This is a genomic window from Roseiflexus castenholzii DSM 13941 (assembly GCF_000017805.1).
Lineage (GTDB): Bacteria > Chloroflexota > Chloroflexia > Chloroflexales > Roseiflexaceae > Roseiflexus > Roseiflexus castenholzii.
The window spans coordinates 5,151,527-5,172,134 of the sequence record NC_009767.1; the positions used below are offsets into that span (position 1 = coordinate 5,151,527).

The 20,608-nt window shown below is 60.3% G+C and carries 23 protein-coding genes; 19 read left to right on the top strand and 4 right to left on the bottom strand.

Going from position 1 to position 20,608, the window contains the following annotated elements; genetic code table 11:
• Positions 1–13: 13 nt before the first annotated feature.
• On the bottom strand, positions 14–550 hold the full coding sequence (locus RCAS_RS20470) for a protein-tyrosine phosphatase family protein (RefSeq protein ID WP_012122400.1): 537 nt from the start codon (positions 548–550) through the stop codon (positions 14–16).
• A 153-nt stretch (positions 551–703) separates the two neighbouring features.
• Between RCAS_RS20470 and RCAS_RS20475 the strand changes: the two genes are divergently transcribed.
• Together RCAS_RS20475 and RCAS_RS20480 are read left to right on the top strand one after the other, a co-directional pair.
• Positions 704–982, top strand: a complete 279-nt coding sequence (locus RCAS_RS20475; protein WP_012122401.1) for an Lrp/AsnC family transcriptional regulator — start codon at positions 704–706, stop codon at positions 980–982.
• A gap of 12 nt (positions 983–994) precedes the next feature.
• On the top strand, positions 995–1,369 hold the full coding sequence (locus RCAS_RS20480; protein ID WP_012122402.1) for a hypothetical protein: 375 nt from the start codon (positions 995–997) through the stop codon (positions 1,367–1,369).
• 25 nt (positions 1,370–1,394) lie between these two features.
• Here the strand turns inward: RCAS_RS20480 and RCAS_RS20485 are convergent, their stop codons facing one another.
• Positions 1,395–1,907 carry a DUF3784 domain-containing protein gene (locus tag RCAS_RS20485; protein ID WP_157042720.1) on the bottom strand — a complete coding sequence of 171 codons (513 nt, stop codon included), beginning with the start codon at positions 1,905–1,907 and terminating at the stop codon, positions 1,395–1,397.
• Positions 1,908–2,031: 124 nt separating this feature from the next.
• On the opposite strand from RCAS_RS20485, the gene RCAS_RS20490 reads away from it, so the two are divergent.
• The 5 genes from RCAS_RS20490 to RCAS_RS20510 all read left to right on the top strand — a co-directional run bounded on the left by RCAS_RS20490 (position 2,032) and on the right by RCAS_RS20510 (position 7,102).
• Positions 2,032–2,520: an adenosine-specific kinase gene (locus tag RCAS_RS20490; protein ID WP_012122404.1), complete on the top strand. Its 489-nt coding sequence runs from the start codon at positions 2,032–2,034 to the stop codon at positions 2,518–2,520.
• A gap of 44 nt (positions 2,521–2,564) precedes the next feature.
• Positions 2,565–4,016: an Asp-tRNA(Asn)/Glu-tRNA(Gln) amidotransferase subunit GatB gene (gatB, locus tag RCAS_RS20495; protein WP_012122405.1), complete on the top strand. Its 1,452-nt coding sequence runs from the start codon at positions 2,565–2,567 to the stop codon at positions 4,014–4,016.
• 103 nt (positions 4,017–4,119) lie between these two features.
• Complete coding sequence (locus RCAS_RS20500; protein WP_012122406.1) at positions 4,120–5,313, top strand: alpha/beta hydrolase-fold protein; 1,194 nt, start codon at positions 4,120–4,122, stop codon at positions 5,311–5,313.
• Positions 5,314–5,327: 14 nt separating this feature from the next.
• Entirely contained in the window at positions 5,328–6,230 is a 903-nt protein-coding gene (locus tag RCAS_RS20505) for an ABC transporter ATP-binding protein (protein ID WP_012122407.1), read from the top strand.
• Positions 6,230–7,102, top strand: a complete 873-nt coding sequence (locus RCAS_RS20510; protein WP_012122408.1) for an ABC transporter permease subunit — start codon at positions 6,230–6,232, stop codon at positions 7,100–7,102. Before RCAS_RS20505 ends, RCAS_RS20510 begins: the two co-directional genes overlap by 1 nt.
• A 12-nt stretch (positions 7,103–7,114) precedes the next feature.
• On the opposite strand, the gene RCAS_RS20515 is transcribed toward RCAS_RS20510, so the two are convergent.
• Entirely contained in the window at positions 7,115–7,960 is an 846-nt protein-coding gene (locus RCAS_RS20515) for a phosphodiester glycosidase family protein (protein ID WP_012122409.1), read from the bottom strand.
• A 6-nt stretch (positions 7,961–7,966) separates the two neighbouring features.
• Positions 7,967–9,070, bottom strand: a complete 1,104-nt coding sequence (locus tag RCAS_RS20520) for a calcium/sodium antiporter (RefSeq protein ID WP_012122410.1) — start codon at positions 9,068–9,070, stop codon at positions 7,967–7,969.
• 343 nt (positions 9,071–9,413) lie between these two features.
• Here RCAS_RS20520 and RCAS_RS20525 point away from each other — a divergent pair, with 343 nt between their 5' ends.
• From RCAS_RS20525 to RCAS_RS20580, 12 genes are all read left to right on the top strand, one after another.
• On the top strand, positions 9,414–10,565 hold the full coding sequence (locus RCAS_RS20525; RefSeq protein ID WP_157042721.1) for a sensor histidine kinase: 1,152 nt from the start codon (positions 9,414–9,416) through the stop codon (positions 10,563–10,565).
• 2 nt (positions 10,566–10,567) lie between these two features.
• Entirely contained in the window at positions 10,568–12,322 is a 1,755-nt protein-coding gene (locus RCAS_RS20530) for a peptidoglycan D,D-transpeptidase FtsI family protein (RefSeq protein ID WP_049768922.1), read from the top strand.
• Positions 12,323–12,374: 52 nt separating this feature from the next.
• Positions 12,375–13,748, top strand: a complete 1,374-nt coding sequence (locus tag RCAS_RS20535; RefSeq protein WP_012122413.1) for a S41 family peptidase — start codon at positions 12,375–12,377, stop codon at positions 13,746–13,748.
• Entirely contained in the window at positions 13,748–14,338 is a 591-nt protein-coding gene (gene hisB / locus RCAS_RS20540; RefSeq protein ID WP_012122414.1) for an imidazoleglycerol-phosphate dehydratase HisB, read from the top strand. Before RCAS_RS20535 ends, hisB begins: the two co-directional genes overlap by 1 nt.
• Positions 14,335–15,363, top strand: coding sequence for a TIGR03617 family F420-dependent LLM class oxidoreductase (locus RCAS_RS20545; protein ID WP_012122415.1), 1,029 nt, complete (start codon positions 14,335–14,337; stop codon positions 15,361–15,363). Before hisB ends, RCAS_RS20545 begins: the two co-directional genes overlap by 4 nt.
• 9 nt (positions 15,364–15,372) lie before the next feature.
• Positions 15,373–15,687: a nucleotidyltransferase family protein gene (locus RCAS_RS20550; protein ID WP_012122416.1), complete on the top strand. Its 315-nt coding sequence runs from the start codon at positions 15,373–15,375 to the stop codon at positions 15,685–15,687.
• Complete coding sequence (locus tag RCAS_RS20555; protein ID WP_012122417.1) at positions 15,674–16,015, top strand: HepT-like ribonuclease domain-containing protein; 342 nt, start codon at positions 15,674–15,676, stop codon at positions 16,013–16,015. Before RCAS_RS20550 ends, RCAS_RS20555 begins: the two co-directional genes overlap by 14 nt.
• Positions 16,016–16,034: 19 nt before the next feature.
• Positions 16,035–17,240 carry a LamG-like jellyroll fold domain-containing protein gene (locus RCAS_RS20560; protein WP_012122418.1) on the top strand — a complete coding sequence of 402 codons (1,206 nt, stop codon included), beginning with the start codon at positions 16,035–16,037 and terminating at the stop codon, positions 17,238–17,240.
• 89 nt (positions 17,241–17,329) lie between these two features.
• Complete coding sequence (locus tag RCAS_RS20565; RefSeq protein WP_012122419.1) at positions 17,330–18,259, top strand: LamG-like jellyroll fold domain-containing protein; 930 nt, start codon at positions 17,330–17,332, stop codon at positions 18,257–18,259.
• Complete coding sequence (locus RCAS_RS20570; RefSeq protein ID WP_012122420.1) at positions 18,259–19,353, top strand: LamG domain-containing protein; 1,095 nt, start codon at positions 18,259–18,261, stop codon at positions 19,351–19,353. Before RCAS_RS20565 ends, RCAS_RS20570 begins: the two co-directional genes overlap by 1 nt.
• 209 nt (positions 19,354–19,562) lie before the next feature.
• On the top strand, positions 19,563–19,886 hold the full coding sequence (locus RCAS_RS20575; RefSeq protein ID WP_012122421.1) for a hypothetical protein: 324 nt from the start codon (positions 19,563–19,565) through the stop codon (positions 19,884–19,886).
• 11 nt (positions 19,887–19,897) lie between these two features.
• Entirely contained in the window at positions 19,898–20,605 is a 708-nt protein-coding gene (locus tag RCAS_RS20580) for an SDR family NAD(P)-dependent oxidoreductase (protein WP_012122422.1), read from the top strand.
• Positions 20,606–20,608: the final 3 nt, after the last annotated feature.

Sequence of the window (20,608 nt, forward strand, 5' to 3'; positions counted from 1 at the left end):
CAATTATAGCAGATCACCCACGCATCGCCTGTTCCCACTCGATCAGCCGCTGCATCTGTCGCTCATTCAGCCCGATGATCGGACGGGCGCGACGCACCTGCTCCAGCGCCTCGCTGCTCGTCATCCCCTGCGCCACCAGGTATGCGGCGGTTGTCAGTGGTGCGCGTCCCACTCCGGCGTGACAATGGATCAGCGTGGGCAGCCCATCGGCGTGTGCGGCGCTGACAAACGCGACTGCCCGGCGCAATTGCTCGATAGTGGGTGGGTGAAAATCAACCACCTCCAGTCGCAGCACGCGATCCGGCGGCGGTCCCTCGAAGACATCCTCGCGTTCTGCCTGAAGACTCAGCACGGCGCGAATACCGAGCGCGCGCAGATGAGGCCATTGACCGGCATGAAATTCGCCGCCGACGTACAGCAGATCGTCGAGGCGGCTGACATTCAAACCAAAGAGCCGGTTCCACTGAGCCGTCGTGTAGCGCCACAACCAGGCGATGCCGTTCTTCGGAACAACGAGATCATCCACTGCTGATCGCTTCTCGGTCATCATTTGGTCCTGCTGCCCTATCGCACCGACGATACCCTTTGCAGAGTTGCGTGTGCCGCTCAACCTGCTATCATAAATGAGTGTGTTGCCATTCCACGACCACGCGATTCGAGCGACAACGACGCCAATTATACACGAGAATGGAAAGGACCTTCGATGCTCACCGCTTTCGTGCTCATTCAGGCTGAACCGGCAAAGATCGCGCAGATCGCGCAGACAGTCGCCAACCTGCCGAATGTTGCGGAGGTCTACAGTGTCACCGGCGACTTCGACATCATTGCGGTGCTTCGATTGGCGGAGTACGAGCAACTTGCCGAGGTTGTGCCGGAAAGCCTGGCGCGGATCGACGGTATCAGGCGCACCAACACCATTCTGGCGTTTCGTCGGTATTCGGCGCAAGATCTGAAGGCGGCGTGGGATATTGGTGTGGCGTAGCGGGGCGCCGGGATGCGGTGGCGACGCTGGGGTGCAATCAGTGTTGGAGTGCTGGCGTTGGCGGCATTGATAGCCGGCGCGCGCCCCGCGCGGCTGCGTCTTGTGCGGGTCACGCATGTCAGCGCAGCAATGCCGCCGGTGGCGAGCATGTCACTTCGGTACGCGCGGGGCGCGCGCCCGCAGTTTGTCGTCCTCGACGTTGTCGGCGCACACGGCGCCATGGGCAGCGCTACCATCGGCGGCGACCAGGAGTTCGTCGAAGCGCCGCTCGCGGGTGTGCCCGGCGGTCCCTACCGTATCGACGCTACGCTGGCGTACCGGATTGGCGGCTTCCTGATGCTGCGGCAGACGTCGTTTGTGGAAGAGGAGTCGGTTGTCGGGAGTTAAGGATGAGTGATGTTAACCCCTGCCCCTACTTATTCCGCCGCTTATGCTCACGTCGGGCGGCGCGCCGACTGCCCGATGGTCGTGGCGCAGCACCATTGGCGACAACTTTTTCTTCGCGCGCGGCGCCTTCACGCACGTTCGAGCGTTGTGTCGGCTGTGGACGCGCAGCGGCTCGTGCGCCCTTGCCGCGCTGCGACGCTTCCCACGCCGCAAGCTGCCCCGGATAGACGGAGGTGGCGTAGTAGATAGCATAGATGATCAGCGCAATGGACAGCACCGTAATGATCGTTATCCAGTACGGCGCCGTGAATGGCTCGATGGCGCTGCGCCGCAGCGCACCAACAATCGCTCCCAGCAAACCCAGGATGAGCATCGCATACCCCAGACGGCGCAGCGCCGGTCCGCGCACCGGGTTCGCATCGGCGTGCATAAAAGTCAGGTATGCGCCGGCGATGGCCACCACAAACTGAGCAATAAAAAAAACCCATTCCGGGGGGCCAAAGTTGGGGTTCGGAGTGACAAAGTAACTCGGGTCCATGGCGGGCTTCTCCTGCACGCGGGGCGTTCTTGTTCTATAATGACGCCGATTATACCAACCGCAGCAGGGAGCGTCAAACAGCGGTAGAAACGCCATCGTTCATCCTCCACGACAGGAGTCGCATATGCAACTTACAACCGTAAAGGTCGAAAACCCGGATGGACTGAACATTATTCTGGGGCAGACGCATTTCATCAAAACGGTCGAAGACATCCATGAGGCGCTGGTCAACACCGTTCCCGGCATCAAGTTCGGTCTGGCGTTCTGTGAGGCATCCGGCAAATGTCTGGTGCGCTGGAGCGGCTCCGAAGAGGCGTTGATCGATCTGGCGCGGCGCAACGCACTGGCGATCGGCGCCGGTCACACATTTATCGTTGTGTTAGGAGCGGGATACTACCCGATCAATGTGCTCAATGCTATCAAGGCGGTTCCCGAAGTGTGCCGTATTTTCTGTGCCACAGCCAATCCGCTCGAAGTCGTCGTCGCCGTGACAGACCAGGGGCGTGGCGTGCTCGGCGTGATCGACGGCAGTCCTCCCGCAGGCGTCGAGAGCGAAGACGATATTGCCTGGCGCAAAGGGTTTCTCCGTCAGATCGGATACAAGCTTGGCTGATGCTATAATGCTGAAACAGGAACAGCAGCAGTGCGGGGACATGCATGGACTATCTTGTGACCATTGGGCTTGAAATCCACGCGCAGATTCTGACGCGCTCGAAAATGTTCTGCGGTTGCAGCGCCGATTATGCACATGCGCCACCCAATACGCATGTTTGCCCGGTGTGCATGGGGTTGCCTGGTGCGCTGCCGGTGCCGAACCGGCGCGCTATCGAACTCGCAGCGCTCACCGGTCTGGCGCTCAACTGTCGCATTTCCAACGAAAACGTCATTAGCCGGAAGAATTATTTCTATGCCGACCTTCCATCCGGCTATCAGCGCAGCCAGTACGACGATCCGCTCTGCGTCGATGGGTGGGTGGAGATCGAGGGGGACCACGGGCCAAAGCGGATAGGGCTGACGCGCGTGCATATCGAAGAAGACACCGGCAAACTGGTGCATACGAACGATGGCGGGTCGCTGGTCGATTTTAACCGCGCTGGCGTGCCGCTCATGGAGATCGTCTCGAAGCCGGATCTTTCTTCGCCAGAGGAGGCGCGTCGCTATTTTCAGAAACTGCGCCAGATTCTGGTCTGGATTGGCGTCAACAGCGGCGATATGGAGTCGGGTGCGCTGCGCTGCGACGCCAACGTCTCGGTGCGCCCGGTCGGGCAGCAAGAATATGGCGCCAAAGTCGAGATCAAAAATATCAACTCGTTTCGCTTCGTCGAGCGGGCGCTGGCGTATGAGATCGAACGTCAGATTCGGGCGCTCAAAGCCGGTGAGCCGATCGTTCAATCAACGCGCGGTTGGGACGAAACCAGCGGGACGACGGTTGCGCAGCGCACGAAGGAGTTTGCCGAGGATTATCGCTACTTCCCGGAACCGGATATTCCGCCGTTGCACCTGACTGATGTCTGGATCGCCGAACGGCGCGCTGAACTGCCGGAATTGCCCGATGCCCGTCGTAGACGCTTTATCGAGGAGTACGAATTGACTGCGTATGACGCTGGTGTGTTGACTGATGAGCGTGCCGTTTCTGATTTTTATGAGCAGGCAGTCGCAGCAGCGCGCATACGTGGCGTAACGCCGAAGGATGTGGCGAACTGGATGACGGGTGAGTTCTTCCGTTTGCTCAAGGAAACCGGCGAGACGCTTGAGATCGCTGCGCAACGCCTTCGCCCCGACTACATTGGCGAAGTGCAGGAATTGCTGAACCAGGGCGTGATTACACGCACCAGCGCCAAAGAAGCGTTCGAGGCTTCTTTCCGCGAAGGGCGCTCTCCGGCGACGATCGTCGCCGAGCGCGGTCTGGCAGTCATTGGAGCGGGTGACGCGCTGACGGATCTGGTACGGCAGGCGATCACCGGCAATCCGAAGGTGGTCGAAGAATATCGGCGGGGCAAGGCGACCGCCATCAAATTCCTGATCGGGCAGGTGATGAAAGCCTCGCGTGGGCAGGCGAATCCGCAGGCGGTGCAACAGGCGCTGGAGCAGGAACTGGCGCGAGAGTAGGAGAGCGTACCTCATCAACCCTCGATAACGGTACGTATGCAGAAATCGCGTAGCGCTCGCCAGGGCGCTGCAGCAACCTGATGTCGTTGCGAGGAGGTTCTGAATGAGTGGTAGCGCTCTGTTCCGTCCGACGTTTACCGATCTGCGCGCTGAGGTTGAGCGTCGCGTGTCCAATGACGCATCACCTGAAACAATTACTGCGCTGATCGATGAGTTCCTGGCGGCTGGCGGCGATATGCCAGCTCCTCTCATTGAGTACGATGGCGCTGTGACCTGGCTGTTCCGTAGTTCCACCGCACAATCGGTGTCGGTCGTCGGCGATGTTCTGGGCTATCGTCTGGATCGGACGCAGATGACCCGGTTGCAGGGAAGCGATCTCTTTTACCTGACGATGCATCTGCCGCTCGATGCGCACATTGCCTATGCGTTTGCGGTCGATGCATCCGAGACTGCGGCGCGCGCACGCTGGCTCGACCGGTGCGTGCCCGATCCGCTGAATCCGCAGCGAATCGTGATGACCAACCCGCTACGGATGATGTCGGTGCTTGAGATGCCTGGCGCTGCGTCGCTCATCGCCGGGTTCGATACGCTCGCCGAAACGCCGATGTTTGCCGGCATCCATGGGCTATGGAGCGCCGCCCTGGGTTGCTGGCGGCGTCTGTGGGTGTACCTGCCTCCGGAGTACGATCCCGCTGCACGGCGCTATCCGACGCTCTATCTGCTCGATGGCGAGGCGTATCTGCTCTCGGCAGAGCTGCCCCTGATGCTCGATCTCATGATCGACCAGAACGAGATGTCGCCGGTTATTGCTGTGTTGATCGAGCCGCCGCCGGTGCGTGTGTCGTCTGTGGTCGGGTTGCGCTTTGTCGTTGATGATGTGGCGCCCTGGATCGATGCCCGGTACGCCACCTCCCACGATCCGCTCGACCGGATTATTGGCGGCGCCGATGAGTATGCAACTCGCGCATTGATGATTGCACTCCAACGCCCCGACCTCTTTGGCGGCGCCCTGGCGCAATCGCCGCAGACGCCACCAATCCGGCGGGTTGCCGCGCTGCTGGATCGTCGTGATGTGCGCAGAGAGGATGCCCCGCGTTGTTATGTGGATGTCGGGCGATATGATGATCCCGCAGCCGTTGAGTCGACGCAGGCGTTGTGCAGCGTCCTGGTAAGCGGCGGCGCGGTGGTTTCGTACCAGGAGTTTGCCGGCGGGCGCAGTTTCGCCGGCTGGCGGGTTACGTTGCCTGATGCGCTTCGCTTTCACTTTGGAACGTCGTCGCTCGCCAGTTTGGCGTAAATGAAGGATCGTCTATGGACGCGGTCATTCGCACCGAAGAATTGACCAAGCGGTTTGGCGATCGCGTCGCGGTCGATCGCATTAATCTCGAAATTCGTCCCGGCGAGATTTTTGGTTTCCTTGGTCCGAATGGTGCAGGGAAAACGACGACGATCGGGATGCTCTTGGGGCTGATTCGTCCCACGTCAGGTCGGGCATTCGTGCTCGGATACGACATTCAGCGTGAGGCGGCAGCCGCGCTCCGTGAGGTAGGCGCGATGATCGAAGCGCCGGCGTTTTATCCTTATCTCTCCGGGCGCGATAATCTCCGGGTGCTGGCGCGCGCCGCCGGTCTTCCCGACCGTCGCGTCGATGAGGCGCTGGCGCAAGTCGATCTGACGGCTCGGGGACGTGATCGCTTCAGTGCATACTCCCAGGGCATGAAGCAACGGTTGGGGATTGCTGCGGCGCTCCTGCACGAACCACGCCTGATTATGCTCGATGAACCAACCAATGGTCTCGATCCCGCCGGGCAACTCGAGATTCGCAATCTGGTGCGCTCGCTGTCGGGCAGTGGGCGCACGGTGTTCCTGTGCAGTCATCTGCTCCACGAGGTCGAGCAGGTCTGCCAGCGCGTCGCTATTCTCAAGCAGGGGCGCATTATTGCCCAGGGTGATGTGGCATCCCTGTTGCGGCGCGGCGTGCTGGTGCGCACGATCGGTGAACGTGAGCGGGCGGAAGCGATTCTCCGTTCGACGCCATGGGTTTCGCGCATCAGCACGTATGGCGACGCATTCCTGATCGACGCGCCGGGTGATCGTACTGCCGATCTCAATGCACTGTTGACCGCTGGCGGCGTGCCGGTGGCGGAAATTCGTCATTACGAAACCAGTCTGGAAGAGTTCTTCCTCGAAGTGACCGCTGAGCGTGAACGGTGATGATTAATCTCATTCGCGCGGAATGGCTCAAACTGTCGCGCCGTCCGTTGAGCTGGATCCTGCTGACGATTTTTCTCGTGCTGCTCGTGGTACAGGTGCTGGTTCAGTTTGCGCTGACGGTCGGCATGCCGGTGCGAAGCGGCGTGGTGAGCGCTCAATTCGAGGAGTGGCGGCGTGGCATCCTTTTTCCCGGGATCTTTGCAACGGCTCTCAGTCACGTCAATGGTTTGGGCGGCATTTTTGCCGTCATTTTCGCGGCTGGCGCGATTGGCAGCGAGTATAGTTGGGGGACGCTCCGCACCCATCTGGCGCGTGATCCGGCGCGAGGTCGCTACCTGCTGGCGAAGCTGGCGACGATTATGCTCGCGCTGGCGGCGGCAACGCTGCTGGCAGTGGCGCTTGCGTCGCTTCTGGGGGTGATTGTGGCGCCGCTCCTCGGTGCGAGTGTGCGCATTTCCTCCGGCGATCTGGCAAACCTGATCCTGGGGGTCCTCCGCGCGCTCTATGTGTTGCTGCCATACGTCCTCCTGACGGTCTATGCCGCATTGCTCACCCGTTCGCTGCTTGGAGGGCTGGCGGTCGGCCTCTCCTACATCATTGTCGAAGCAGGTTTCGGCGCGCTGGCGTTGCTGCGCGTTCTCGGAGGCGTCTGGGCGCTGGTGTACAATTTGACCATCGGGCAGAATATCAATACCCTGACGCTGATGAACCGCCATGCCTTCGGACTGCGTCCGGAAACGACAGCACCGCTCGATCTCTCCCAACTGCCCTCGCCACTCCAGGCGACCCTCGTGGTTGCCGTCTACTCGACGCTGTTCTTGGTCCTTTCGTTGCACCTCTTTCGCACCCGCGACATTGCCGGTCCGGGCTAATACGGTCACCGTTTACGACGTGCGCGGTTCGATCAGCAGCACCGAAGGCAATGTTGTGAAGGAGTCGATCTGCCAGCGCACATCACCCACGTCCACAAACAGACCACTCGATGAGCCGCCATCGAAATTGAGTGCGCGATCAATCTCCAGGTCTGAGGATGCCAGCCAGGTCGCCAGTGCCTGGAGCGAAAATGCACTGGTTGGGCAGACAATGATCAGGAGGCGCCCTGCGCGATCCATTGCAACCGCAGTGCGGCGCGCGCGCTGCCCATTGTCAGAGATTTCGGCAACGACACCTCCAGGATAGACCAGCATCGGAAACGACTGGATCGCCTGATCGAGCCGAACCGCAGGGTCATATGGCTCTTCCCGCAGCGCCTGGATCCAGACTCGCCCGTCGGCGGATGCGGCGAGCATGCCGCCGAAACCGGCGTAGGACGCGCCGTGTGCTTCGCCATCCGCCACGATGAGCGCCGTTGCCTGATTGTCTGCGGTAAAGAAGCCACCGTTGATTGCAACCAGCGGATGGTGCGCTGCGACCCAGGTACGGAGAAGTTGCGGTGTGTCGGGCGCATAGCGAACGCGCAGACGCACCAATGCTGGATCAAGCCGCACCGCATAGATCGGGGCGGCAGTGTCCGGCACGACCCCGGCAACCGCCAGATTGCGGACCTCGATGCCGCGTGCAGCGACAACCCATCCGCTATCGGCGGAACCCGGCTCTGTGCTTGTCGGCGAAGGAGCGATGGTTGGCATGCGTGTCGGAACCAGACGCGTTGGCAATGGTGTAGCGCCTTTGCCGCATCCGGTTGCCAGAGCCACAGCCAGAACCCACATCCACTTGAGTGTCGCGCTCATATCCGCTCACGATGCAACCGTGCGCCGTTCCGCGTGAAACGCGCGCCATGCCAGAAAAAGCAGCGTCAAAGCCGTCAAGGGCAGCACAAACAATCCCATCACCGTGCTGAACGCGGGCAGGGCTTCATGCTGCGTCGCCGCCAGAATGAGATAGAGCGTATATGCGATATAGTACCCCAGGAACAACCATCCCTCCCAGCGCGCAATCAGTCTGCCGGTGAAGAAGATCGGCAGACACGCGACGGCAACTGCAAGCATGACCGGCAGATCGAAGTTGAGCGCCGCTGGTGCGACATTCACGCCTACCGGCGCCACAATGCTGCTCAGACCAAGGACGGACAGAAGGTTAAAAATGTTGCTGCCCACGACGTTCCCAACCGCAATATCACGTTCGCCGCGCAGTGCTGCGATAATTGAGGTGGCGATCTCCGGCAGCGACGTTCCAACCGCGACAATCGTCAGTCCGATCACCAGTTCGCTGATGCCAAATGCCCGTGCAACACTGATCGCCCCGTCGACCAGCCAGCGTGCGCCGAGCACCAGCAACGCAAGCCCCCCAATAAGCAGCAGTATATTCTTGATCCAATCACCGACCGATTGTGGCTTACCGGTGTCGAATTCTGAACGGTACTCTTGCTGCACTTCGGCAGACTCTTTACGACTCTGGCGAATCGCAAAGACGGTATAGATCACAATCCCGCTGAACAGAATAAGCCCATCGATTCGGTTGATGACGCCGTCCATCGCCATGATGAACACCAGCGCCGATACGCCGATCATCAATGGCACGTCGAGACGGATGAGTTGCTGCTGCACGACGAGCGGTGTAATGACCGCCGAAATGCCCAGAATGAGCAGCACATTGGCGATGTTGCTGCCAACAACGTTTCCCAGCGCCACGTCTGCGCCATTCGGACCGGCGAGCGCCGATTGAATGCTGACTGCCAGCTCAGGTGCACTGGTGCCGAAAGCGACGACGGTCAATCCGACAACCAGTGGCGATACCCCCAATCCCAGCGCCATCCGCGATGCGCCGCGCACCAATCCTTCTGCGCCGACGATCAAGAGCGCCAGCCCAAGGACAAAGAGCACGATGGTAATGATGTCCATGTTGTTCCGTTCCGAATACACGGGTAACCCAACGATACTACTCGTGTTATTGAACCAGAAGAAGCCATCGTTCGTCAAGGGAACTTTGCACAATTGCATCGGAGAGTCTTTCCTTGCGAGAGGGAAAGATAAATTGAGTTGCAGTCTCAGTTCTCAGTTCTCAGTTCTCGGTTCTCAGTTCTCAGTTTTCAGTTCTCAGTTCTCGGCGCTCTTCACCCTTGCCGCCGCCGCTGCTTTCTGTTACACTTACCCCTGTAAGCCCCGACGATGTCGTTCACTTCGGTCGAGATACGCCGGCGGCTCGGTTGTTGACCGGCCTATTCGTAAATGCGCGAGGTGCAGCGTGAGCGGGACACGCCTTCCGCCCAACCCGTGGCTGGCAGACCACGTGATTTTTTTTACGTCCCGCTGGATGGTGTGGGGCGCGACGCTCCTCTGGGTGCTGGCGCAGGGGTTGCTCGATGCAACGCAACTGTGGGCGCTATGTCTGGCGTTGCTGGTCAACATGCTTGCCACACGGTTCGCGCAGTCGTATTTGCGCATTGTCCGGCGTAATCCGGCGACCCTGATGATCGACATCGTCTACGGTGTGGCACTGGTCCTATTCAGCGGCGGATGGGATAGCGCGTTTCTCCTCTGTGCAAGTAGTTCTCTGGTATTACCGGCGTTGATGTATGGCTGGCGCGGCGGTATAATGGCAGGGCTGACGTTTGTATCGATCGATCTTGCCGCACTGTGGGCTGCGGGAGCGCCGCCCGCCGATCGCCTCCTGACCGGCGAGGTATCTGGGATGACGCTGGCGCTGACGATGATGGCGCCGCCGTTGTTTGGCGCTCTTGTGCATCCTCTGGTTGAAATGATGCGCGACTACGTCGAACATCGACGCGCGCCATCGCGTCGTTCACCCGAACGGTCAGACATGCGTCCACGCCGCTCTGCCCCGCCTGATGCGCCATCTCTGCCGCGCGAGAGCGGTGGGGTTCGTTCCATATCGCGTGATGCCAGCGAACCGTCGCCGGTGGCGCAGGCAACGCGCATTCGCACCGCAGAACATGGCGCGGATGAATTGCGCCGCCTGCTGTTTGCGCCGCTGGCGGCTACCGACGTCGAATTGGGAACGGCGATTGATATTCTGACATCGCGGTTCAGCCAGCATACCGGCATCGCGGTTCGCGTCACGCAATTGGGGCGAGCGCGGCATGTCCGCCATGCCCAACGCCAGTTGCTGGTGCGCCTTGCACAGGAAGCATTGCTCAATGTTCAGCAACACGCGCATGCCTCGTCGGTCAATGTAACGTTGCGGTACGACTCGTCGTCAGTGGTTTTGATGATTCAGGACGATGGCATTGGCTTGCTCGATGGAACGTATGAGCGCCCTGGATGGCGCTCCCTGCGCACCTTGCAGTATCGTCTCGCCGAGCACGATGGTCGTCTCGATGTGTTTGAACTCGATGGAGGCGGCGTAACGGTGCGTGTGTCGCTGCCGCTCGATTGACAGTGCGTTCGGTTCTTCGGTTGATCAGCCTGGGTGCTGCGGCTGTGCTGTTGATCTATGGCGTGCTGCAGCCAATCGACCAGGATAGTCGCTGGATGGCGGCGTTGTGGATCGCGCTGCCGTTGCTGTATGTCGCTGCGCGTTTGTCGCTGCCTTCGGCTTCTACCGGTATCGCTCGCCACGTTCAGCATCTCGCTCTGGCGATGGCGATTGGCTTTGTTGCGCTGTCGCTCCAACTGCTCCGCCAACAGTTCGTGTATGCGGACGCTATTGCCGGTGCTGTGTTTGTTGATCAGCAGACCGGTCAGACGACCAGTAATGTGCGTAAGGTTGTAGCAGCACTGAAGGTTCAACGTGGACCAGTCCTTGATCGCAACGGAACGGTGATTGTGGCAACCGAAGTTGTCGAAGGCGGGTATGCAGTGCGTCGCTATCCGCTTGCGGCAATGTATGATCCGACAGCGTTTGGAAATGTCGTCGGCTTCTTCAGCAGTCGTTTCGGACAGTCCGGCATTGAGGCGACGTACAACGACTATCTCTCCGGCGAGCGTGATTCGTGGCGACGGCTCCAGGATACGTTGCTCGACCGTCCGCGCGTTGGCGATACGGTTCGCCTGACTATCGATGCGCGGTTACAGGCTGCGGCGCACGCGGCGCTTGGCGAACGCATTGGCTCGATTGTGGTGCTCGATCCACGCACCGGCGCGGTGCTGGCAATGGTTTCGCGCCCCGGTTTTGACCCACGTGGGCTGGCGTTCAATCCTGCTGCGCCCGACCGTCAGGCGGAAAATCGGCGGATCGACGAATATTGGCGCGCCATCAACGCCGAAGGCGCCGGTCAACCGTTGCTCAATCGTTCGACTCAGGGGCGATATGCGCCTGGCTCGACATTCAAAACTGTGACTGCCGTGGCTGTGTTGCTCCATCCTGAGCAGGGGCGTCCTGATGCCATCGATTGTCCCGATGAGCGCCCAACCGAACCTGGCGCGCCGCCGGTGGTCAATGCCGTGCGCACCGGGCTGGAAGGGATCATCCGTTCAACGCCGTTCCCCGCTGAACCGAATCTCGAACGGGTCTATGCCTTCTCGTGCAATACGGCGTTTGCCGAGTATGCGATGCGACTTGGACCGGACCTGCTCGCTGAAACTGCCCGCCGTTTCGATATCGATCGCCCCCAGGAAGCGTCGAACGTCTACAATGGCTTTACCGACTTGCCAACCCTGCCAAGTCTGCTCTATGTCAATCCCGGTTTTCTGAACAGCCGTGCTGCGCTCGCCGATACCGGCTTTGGTCAGGGAGAGTTGCAGGTCACGCCGTTGCAGATGGCAATGGTTGCTGCAACGATCGCAAATGATGGTATGATGATGCGACCATTTCTGGTGGCGGAGATTATTCGTCCTGATGGGACGACCGTGGTGCGCAACGGTCCGCGCCCAATCCGGCGGGTGATGCCGGTTGACGTCGCAGCGCGTATGCGCTCAAATATGCGCGCCGCAGTGGCATATGGTTTCGGTAAGGCGGCGGATGCAGTTCCTGGCGTGGAGGTGGGCGGTAAATCCGGCACGGCTGAATATCCCTGCCCGACATCGGCTGATCCCGAACGGCTGTGCGCCCACGCCTGGTTCATTGCAATCGCGCCCGTCGATCAACCGCGGTTTGCCGTCGTGGTGATGATCGAAAATGGCGGTGAAGGTTCGCGTCTTGGCGCTGAAGTGGCAGGTCAGGTCTTACGGTCTGCATTCGATGTCGTGAGGTAGGTCCGCAACGCGCCGAGGTTCGTTGCGCCTGACGCTACAGGTGAGTGCGCGGATGGTGCTGGGAAACGTCCTGCTTCGACTAGGGGCTGTCGTCAGCATTGTCACGCTGACCGGATGTGGCATGGCGCCGGTATCGACGGTGCGTTCCACAACGGCGGCGACTGATGCGCTGCCTGCATGGACTGAGGGAATTGCGACATCGGGTGCGTCCACTCCCGCAACTGCGACAGTAACACCGCTCCCTTCTCCCACGCTTGTTCCGACGCCGATTCCAACGCTCACTCCAACGCCTGATGTGCCTGCGCTCGATGAACGACTTCAGATTTTCGATGAAGTCTGGCGCATTGTGAACGAAGAATATCTCTATGATGATTTTGGCGGCATTGACTGGGAAGGGCTGTATCCCGACTATCGCGCCCGGATTATGCGGGCGCAATCGCGCGATGAATTCTATGCGGCGATGATCGATATGGTCGCCCAACTGAACGATAACCACTCACGCTTCGTCCCGCCCGCTTCTGTCGAAGCGGAAGATGCAACCGCCAGTGGACAGGAGACCCGTGTCGGAATTGGTGTGAGCGTTCAACCGAAGCCGGATGGCGGGTTTATTCAGCAGGTCTTTCCGGAAAGCCCCGCAGCGCGCGCCGGGATTCGTCCGCGTGATCGGATTGTGGCAGTGGACGGACGACCGTATGCGGTATCCGATGGTGATCTCCAGGGCGACATCGGCACGTCGGTGCGTCTGACGATTGCGCGCCCCGGCGCAAAATTGCGCGATGTGCTGCTCACCCGTCAGGAGGTGCGCGCCAGTATTCTGCCCTACTATCGCCGTTTCCCCGGCGATATTGGATATGTCGCTGTGCCGACGCTCTGGGTTCACGATATGGGAGAACAGGTGAGCGGCGCCCTCACCGATCTGGTGGCGGGTGGTTCGTTGCGCGGTCTGATCCTCGATCTGCGCTCGAACCGTGGTGGTTGGGGTGAGGTGTTGTCGGGGGTGTTGAGCCATTTTGTGCGCGGGCAGGTCGGTGTCTTTTTCGGGCGCGACTATGTGCGTCCGCTGGTCGTCAATCCGCCTGCCGGGCCGGATATGCGCAATCTCAGCGCCGGTCTGGTCGTCCTGATCGATGAAGAGACTGCTTCCTACGCCGAGGTGCTGGCAGCGGTGTTGCAGGCAGAAGCGGGGGCGATCGTCGTCGGGGCGCGATCGGCAGGGAATACGGAAACGATCTATGCTCACGCGCTGCGCGATGGGTCGCGCCTCTGGCTCGCGCAGGAAGGGTTTCGGTTGCGCAATGGCACAGACCTGGAAGGGCGCGGCGTCATTCCCGATGTGTTGCTCGAAGTCGATTGGACGCGCTATAGCGAAGATGATGATCCCCAACTGCTTGAGGCGCTGCGGTTGCTTGGTGGAGGACCAAAGTGATGCAACGCGCGGCAACGATCGAACGGCAAACGGGCGAAACCAATGTGGCGCTGATGCTGAACATCGACGGTTCGGGCAGGGTCGATATTGCTACCGGCATTGGGTTCCTCGATCATATGCTTCACCTGTTTGCACGTCACGGTCTGTTCGATCTGGCGGTCCGCGCTGACGGTGATCTCCACGTCGATGAGCACCATACGGCAGAGGATGTCTGCATCTGCCTGGGGCAGGCATTCGATCGAGCGCTTGGCGAGCGCCGTGGGTTGGTACGCACGGCGCATGCGTATGTGCCCATGGATGAGGCGCTTGGATTCGTTGCGGTCGATCTGAGTGGACGACCGTACTGTGTAGTCGATGCGGCATTTGTGACACCGCGCGTCGGTCGGCTTGGCACCGATCTGATTGCCCATCTGTTTGAGAGTATTGCCGTCCACGGGCGCATGAATCTGCACGCGCGCGTCCTGTATGGGCGCAATGACCATCATAAAGTCGAAGCGTTGTTCAAGGCGCTCGGTCGCGCGCTCGATGCAGCGACGCGCATCGATGAGCGGCTTGGCGGCGTTGTTCCCAGCACGAAGGGGGTCCTATGAAACTCGATGCAACGCTGGTGGTTGATGCGCGCCGACTCAACGAGGCGGGCAAAATTGCGCGCGCCGCCGAAGCCGTGGGGTTCGCTGCGCTCTGGACGCCGGAAACGCAGCATAATCCCTTTTTGCCGCTGACGCTGGCAGCCGATCATACTGCCGAGATTCATCTGGGGACGGCAGTGGCGATTGCGTTTGCGCGCAGCCCGATGGTGATGGCGCAGATCGCCTGGGACCTTCAGGCGTTCTCTGGGGGACGCTTTATCCTGGGGTTGGGGACGCAGGTGAAGGCGCACATCGAACGGCGCTTCGGCATGACATGGGATCCGCCGGTTCCGAAATTGCGTGATTATATTCAGGCGCTGCGCGCAATCTGGCAGGCATTCCAGACTGGCGCCAAACTCGATTATCGCGGTCAGTTCTACAACCATACCCTCATGTCGCCCTTCTTTAACCCTGGTCCGATTGCCGATCCCCACATTCCTGTTTATATCGCCGGGGTCAACGAAGGATTGGCGCGTCTGGCAGGCGAGTTGTGCGACGGTTTTCACGTCCATCCCTTTCATAGTGTAAAGTATATTAATGAGATTGTCCGACCGCAGGTGGCGGCCGGCGCGGCAAAGGCGGGACGCGATCCGTCGCAGGTGAATCTGACGAGCAGCGTGTTTCTCATTACTGGTCCCGATGAGGCAAGTATGGAAGGTTCTCGCGCATTTGTGCGCGAACAGATTGCGTTCTATGCCTCGACTCCAACCTACCGCGTGGTGCTGGCATGTCACGGCTGGGAGGACGTCGGCGAGCAGTTGTCGCGTCTGGCAGCCGCGCGGCGCTGGTCCGAAATGGGGGCGCTGATTACCGACGATATGCTCGATGTGTTCGCCGTCACGGCGCCGCTTGATCGGATCGGCAAGGCGCTGCGCGAACGCTACGACGGCGTCCTCGACCGGGTCGGCAGTTACCTGCCGTACACGCCAGGCCCGCTCGACGATGCGTGGCGGCAGGCGGTGCGCGATGTGAGCAGGGGGGAGTGAGGTGAAGCCATGCCATTACAGATCGATCTGCCACGAGAAGCGATTGCCGACTTCTGCCATCGCTGGCGCGTTGTGGAATTTGCAATCTTCGGATCGGCGCTGCGCGACGATTTCCGTCCAGATAGCGATGTGGACATCCTGGTAACATTCGAACCAGGCGTGCAGTGGACATTTCAGCAGTGGTTGGCGATGGTGCGCGAACTGGAGGAGATATTTGGTCGCAAGGTGGATCTGGTTGAGCGGTCGCTGGTTGAACAAAGTGAGAACTATATTCGTCGAAAACATATCTTAAGTCACCTGGAACGCGTCTATGTGGCGAGATGATGCTTATTTGCTGGACATGTTGATTGCGGCCAGGATAGCGCGTCAGTTCAGCGAGGAACTTACGTGGGAGGATTTTCGACGTAATTCCCTCTACCAGCACGCCATTGCAAAGGCTCTGGAGAACATCGGTGAAGCCGCGCGTAAAATCTCAGACGAGACGAAAATGGCTCATCCCGAAATCCCCTGGTCTCAGATTATTGCATTACGGCATCGCATCGTGCATGATTACTTCCGTCTTGATCTGTTCAAAGTGTGGGATATTGTGCAACACGATGTTCCTGACTTGATCAGGATGCTTGAACCTCTGGTTCCACCGGAAGAGCCGTAATGCTGCGCAATGCTCGACAATGCCCGTCTTTTGTATCCATCGACTGACATTGCTCCGTTTGCCGCTCCTCATCCTGACGCTGCTGCTGACGCTGATCCCGGCGCACCCCGGCAGGGCGCAGGGCGATTTCTCGTTACGCTTCTACGGCGCCGGGCGCGATGGTGTTGATCGCGTCGTCATCCCGCTCGATGCGCCGCCGCGCCCGGTCGATGTCGGCGATGATTTCACCATCGAGTTCTGGCTCAAGGCGCTCCCCGGCGAGAATGCCGCACCTCCCTGCATACCCGGCGGCGATACCTGGATCAATGGCAATATCGTGTTCGACCGCGATGTCTACTTCGCTGGCGATTACGGCGACTATGGCATCTCTCTGGCCGGCGGACGGCTTGCGTTTGGCGTCAACAACGGCGCAGAAGGAACAACGCTCTGCGGTCGCGCTGAGGTGACCGATGGACGCTGGCATCATCTGGCGGTCACGCGCTCTGCTGCCAACGGTGCGCTGGCAATTTTTGTCGATGGACGCCTCGACGCCAGCGGCGATGGTCCAACCGGCGATGTCAGTTATCGCAATGGGCGCGCTACACCGTATCCTGCCGACCCGTTCCTGGTTATCGGCGCGGAGAAGCACGATGCCGGTCCTGAATATCCATCGTTTCGCGGATGGATTGATGAGGTGCGCATCTCACGCGTTGTGCGCTACCGCGACGCCTTCACTCTGCCATCCGCGCCGTTCACTCCCGATCCCGATACGGTTGCGCTGTACCATTTTGACGAAGGTGCGGGCACAGTGGTCTACGACACATCGGGCGCTCCGGGTGGTCCAAGCAACGGCTTCCTGCGCGTTGGCGGATCACCCCCTGGTCCTGAGTGGTCGAATGATACTCCCTGGCGGATTGCAGCAGAACCAACGACTGCGCCAACGTTGTTGCCAGCGTCAACCGCGCTGCCGATGCCTTCGCCAGGCGTTCTCGCTGTTGCCGAAACCGGCACGCCTGTGCTGGTGGAAGCCGCTTCGCCAAACGCGCTTGCGCCATCTGTCGCTCCGGTGATAACGGCTGTGCCCGCCACGCAGGATATGCCAACCGCTGCACCGGTCATTCCTTCTCCAGTTGCTGCCCCTTACGTGTCTGCCGGTCCACCGCTCTGGCTGGCCGGCGTCGCTGCTATTGGATTGCTGTTGGCGGGTATCGGGCTTGCGCTGATGCTGCGGCAGAATAAGCAATAACCCGGAATTCATAGATTCAAAACGTGATGTCATCTCCTGATAATGTTGCAATTGTACAATTGGTTGTGTGGTAACGCGAAGGTGTTGAGATGCGCAATCGTCGTTTCCGGTTCACGTCTATCCTGATGGCGCTCATCGGTGTGGTGTCCTTCCTGTTTGCCTCGTCTGCACCCGCTTCTTCGCCAGAACCTGCGAGTAGCGGCTACGCGCTCCGGTTCTACGGGAACGGCAGCGGCGACATCGACCGGGTGAAGGTGCGGATCGATCCGCAGGTTCCTGCCGATGTCGGCGGCGATTTCACCATCGAGTTCTGGCTGAAAACGACGGCCACCGGCGGCTCGTGTTCGCCTGGCGCTTCTGGCGATGGGTGGATCGCCGGCCGGACGATCATCGACCGGGATGTGTATGGCAATGGCGACTACGGCGATTACGGCATCTCGCTGGCGGCGGGGCGGATTTGCTTCGGCGTGGAGCGCGGCGCGACGGGAACGACGATCTATGGCAGCACGAATGTGGCGAATGGGCAGTGGCGACATATCGCGGTGACGCGCAACACGAGCAGCGGGCAGATGCGCATCTTCGTCGATGGGCAACTCGACGTGCAGGGAACCGGTCCTGCGGGTGACATCAGTTACCGCGACGGGCGCGCAACAGCGTACCCGAACAGCGACCCCTTCCTGGTCTTCGGCGCGGAGAAGCACGATGCAGGATCAGAGTACCCCTCATACGCAGGGTTGCTCGACGATATCCGCATCTCGAATGGGGTGCGCTACACCGGCGCCTTCACACGCCCAACGGCGCCGCACGCCGTGGATGGGCAGACGGTCGCGCTCTACCGGTTCGACGAGGGGAGCGGTACGACCATCAGCGACGCAACCGGCGGCAGCCCTGGGGTGCGGCAGTTGGGTGGATCGCCCGCCGGTCCGGTCTATGTGACGGATACGCCATTTGGCAGCACGCCGCCTCCACCACCGCCGAACCTCGAACCGCGCGCCTATCTGCCACTGGTGGTGCGCTGATGAGGCATGGAGTTCGTTTGCTGGCGCTGCTCGTCTGTGTGGCGTCGGGATGGTTGCTGGCGTTAATGGCCGGCTCCGCATCGCGTCCGTTGCGGGCACAGTCGTCGGGCGGCTACGCGCTCCGGTTCTACGGCAACGGCGTAAGTGATATCGACCGGGTGAAGGTGCGGATCGATCCGCAGGTTCCCGCCGATGTCGGCGGCGATTTCACCATCGAGTTCTGGCTGAAAACGACGGCCGCCGTCGGCGCATGCTCGCCGGGAAGCTCCGGCGCCGGCTGGATTACCGGACGGACGATCATCGACCGGGATGTGTATGGCAATGGCGACTACGGCGATTACGGCATCTCGCTGGCGGCGGGGCGGATTTGCTTCGGCGTGGAGCGCGGCGCGACGGGAACGACGATCTATGGCAGCACGAATGTGGCGAATGGTCAGTGGCGACATATCGCGGTGACGCGCAGCGCGAGCAGCGGGCAGATGCGCATCTTCGTCGATGGGCAACTCGACGCGCAGGGAACCGGTCCGACCGGCGACATCAGTTACCGCGACGGGCGCGCAACAGCGTACCCGAACAGCGACCCCTTCCTGGTCTTCGGCGCCGAGAAGCACGATGCAGGATCAGAGTACCCCTCATACGCAGGGTTGCTCGACGATATCCGCATCTCGAATGGGGTGCGCTACACCGGCGTCTTCACACGCCCAACGGCGCCGCACGCCGTGGATGGGCAGACGGTCGCGCTCTACCGGTTCGACGAGGGAAGCGGCACGACAATTATCGACTCGGCGCCGGATGGCGGCAGCCCTGGCGAGCGGCGGTTCGGTGGTTCACCCGCCGGTCCGGTCTATGTCGCCGATATACCGTTTAGCGGAGCGCTTCCATCGGCGACGCCAACGCGCACCGTCACACCAATCTCTGGTCCATTGCCTTCGGCAACATCAACGCCGACCGCAACACCAACAATGACCTCGGTTGCGTTTACCGCCACGGTCACCAGTACACCAACAAGGACTACCAACCCAACGATTACACCGATCGTTGGCATTTCTCCCCTGAAGCCGCGCGCCTTCCTGCCCTTTGTTCAAAAACCGTAGCCAGCGCCCCCGCGATGATCGTCACCCGCGCTGGCGGACGCGCGGAGGGGGAGCACCCGGCGCTGACCGTCACCTACGCCACCGCTTGCAAAAATGTCATTCCCCTTCTTCCCCGGTTTACGTGCATGTCACGATGCTCTGCTACGATACCGGTGATTGAACAGTGCAGGCCCGGGATGCACATCTGTCCGAATGCTGGAGGAATGCTCATGACGACCCTCTCGACGGTTGACCGCAATACAGTTCTTGCGCTGGTCATCGCCAGTCTGTGCGATCTCTACGAGCAGAACGGCATCACTGCCGGTGACGAGCCTGGCGAAGACACGTACCTGATCGGCAGGCGCGCATTACTGGACTCGCTCGGTCTGGTGACGTTGATCGTCGATCTGGAACAGAAGATCGAAGAGATTTTTGATGTCGCTCTTACACTGGCGAATGAACGCGCCATGTCGCAGAAGCACAGCCCATTTTTGACAGTTGGTTCGCTGGCGGATTACATTTGCGCGCTGCTCAACGAGCAGCGCCATGCCTGAGCGTGAAAGCCATGACAACTGATCGACAGGTCGTACTGATCACCGGCGCACGGAAGGGAATCGGGCGATTCCTGGCGGAATGGTTCGTTCATAAAGGGGCGCTGGTTGAGGGATGCAGCCGCGAGCCACCCGACTGGTCGCTGGAAGGATATACCCATCATCGCACGGATGTGACTGACGAGTCGCAGGTCAAAGCCATGATGACCTCGATTGCGCGGCATCACAGTCGACTCGATATTGTCATCAACAATGCTGGTGTCGCAGCGATGAACCACTCGCTCCTTACCCCGATTGCATCGCTGGATCGTATCTTTGCCACTAATGTGCGTGGTGCGTTTCTGGTGTGTCGTGAAGCGGCGCGGCTGATGCAACGGCGTCGATATGGTCGGATCGTCAACCTGAGCACTGTGGCGGTCCCCTTGCGATTGGAAGGCGAGGCGCTGTACGCCGCTTCCAAAAGCGCTCTTGAGACCCTGACGCGCATTCTGGCGCGTGAGTTTGGTCCGCTTGGCATCACCGTCAACGCCGTTGGTCCAACTCCTATTGAAACCGACCTCATTCGCGGGGTTCCGCCCGATAAAATCCAGAAGATCGTTGATAGTCTGGCGATCCGGCGCCTGGGGCGGTTCGAGGATGTGGCGAATGTCATCGACTTTTTTGTGCGTCCTGAAAGCGATTATGTCACCGGTCAGGTCATCTACCTTGGCGGCGTTTCCTGAAAC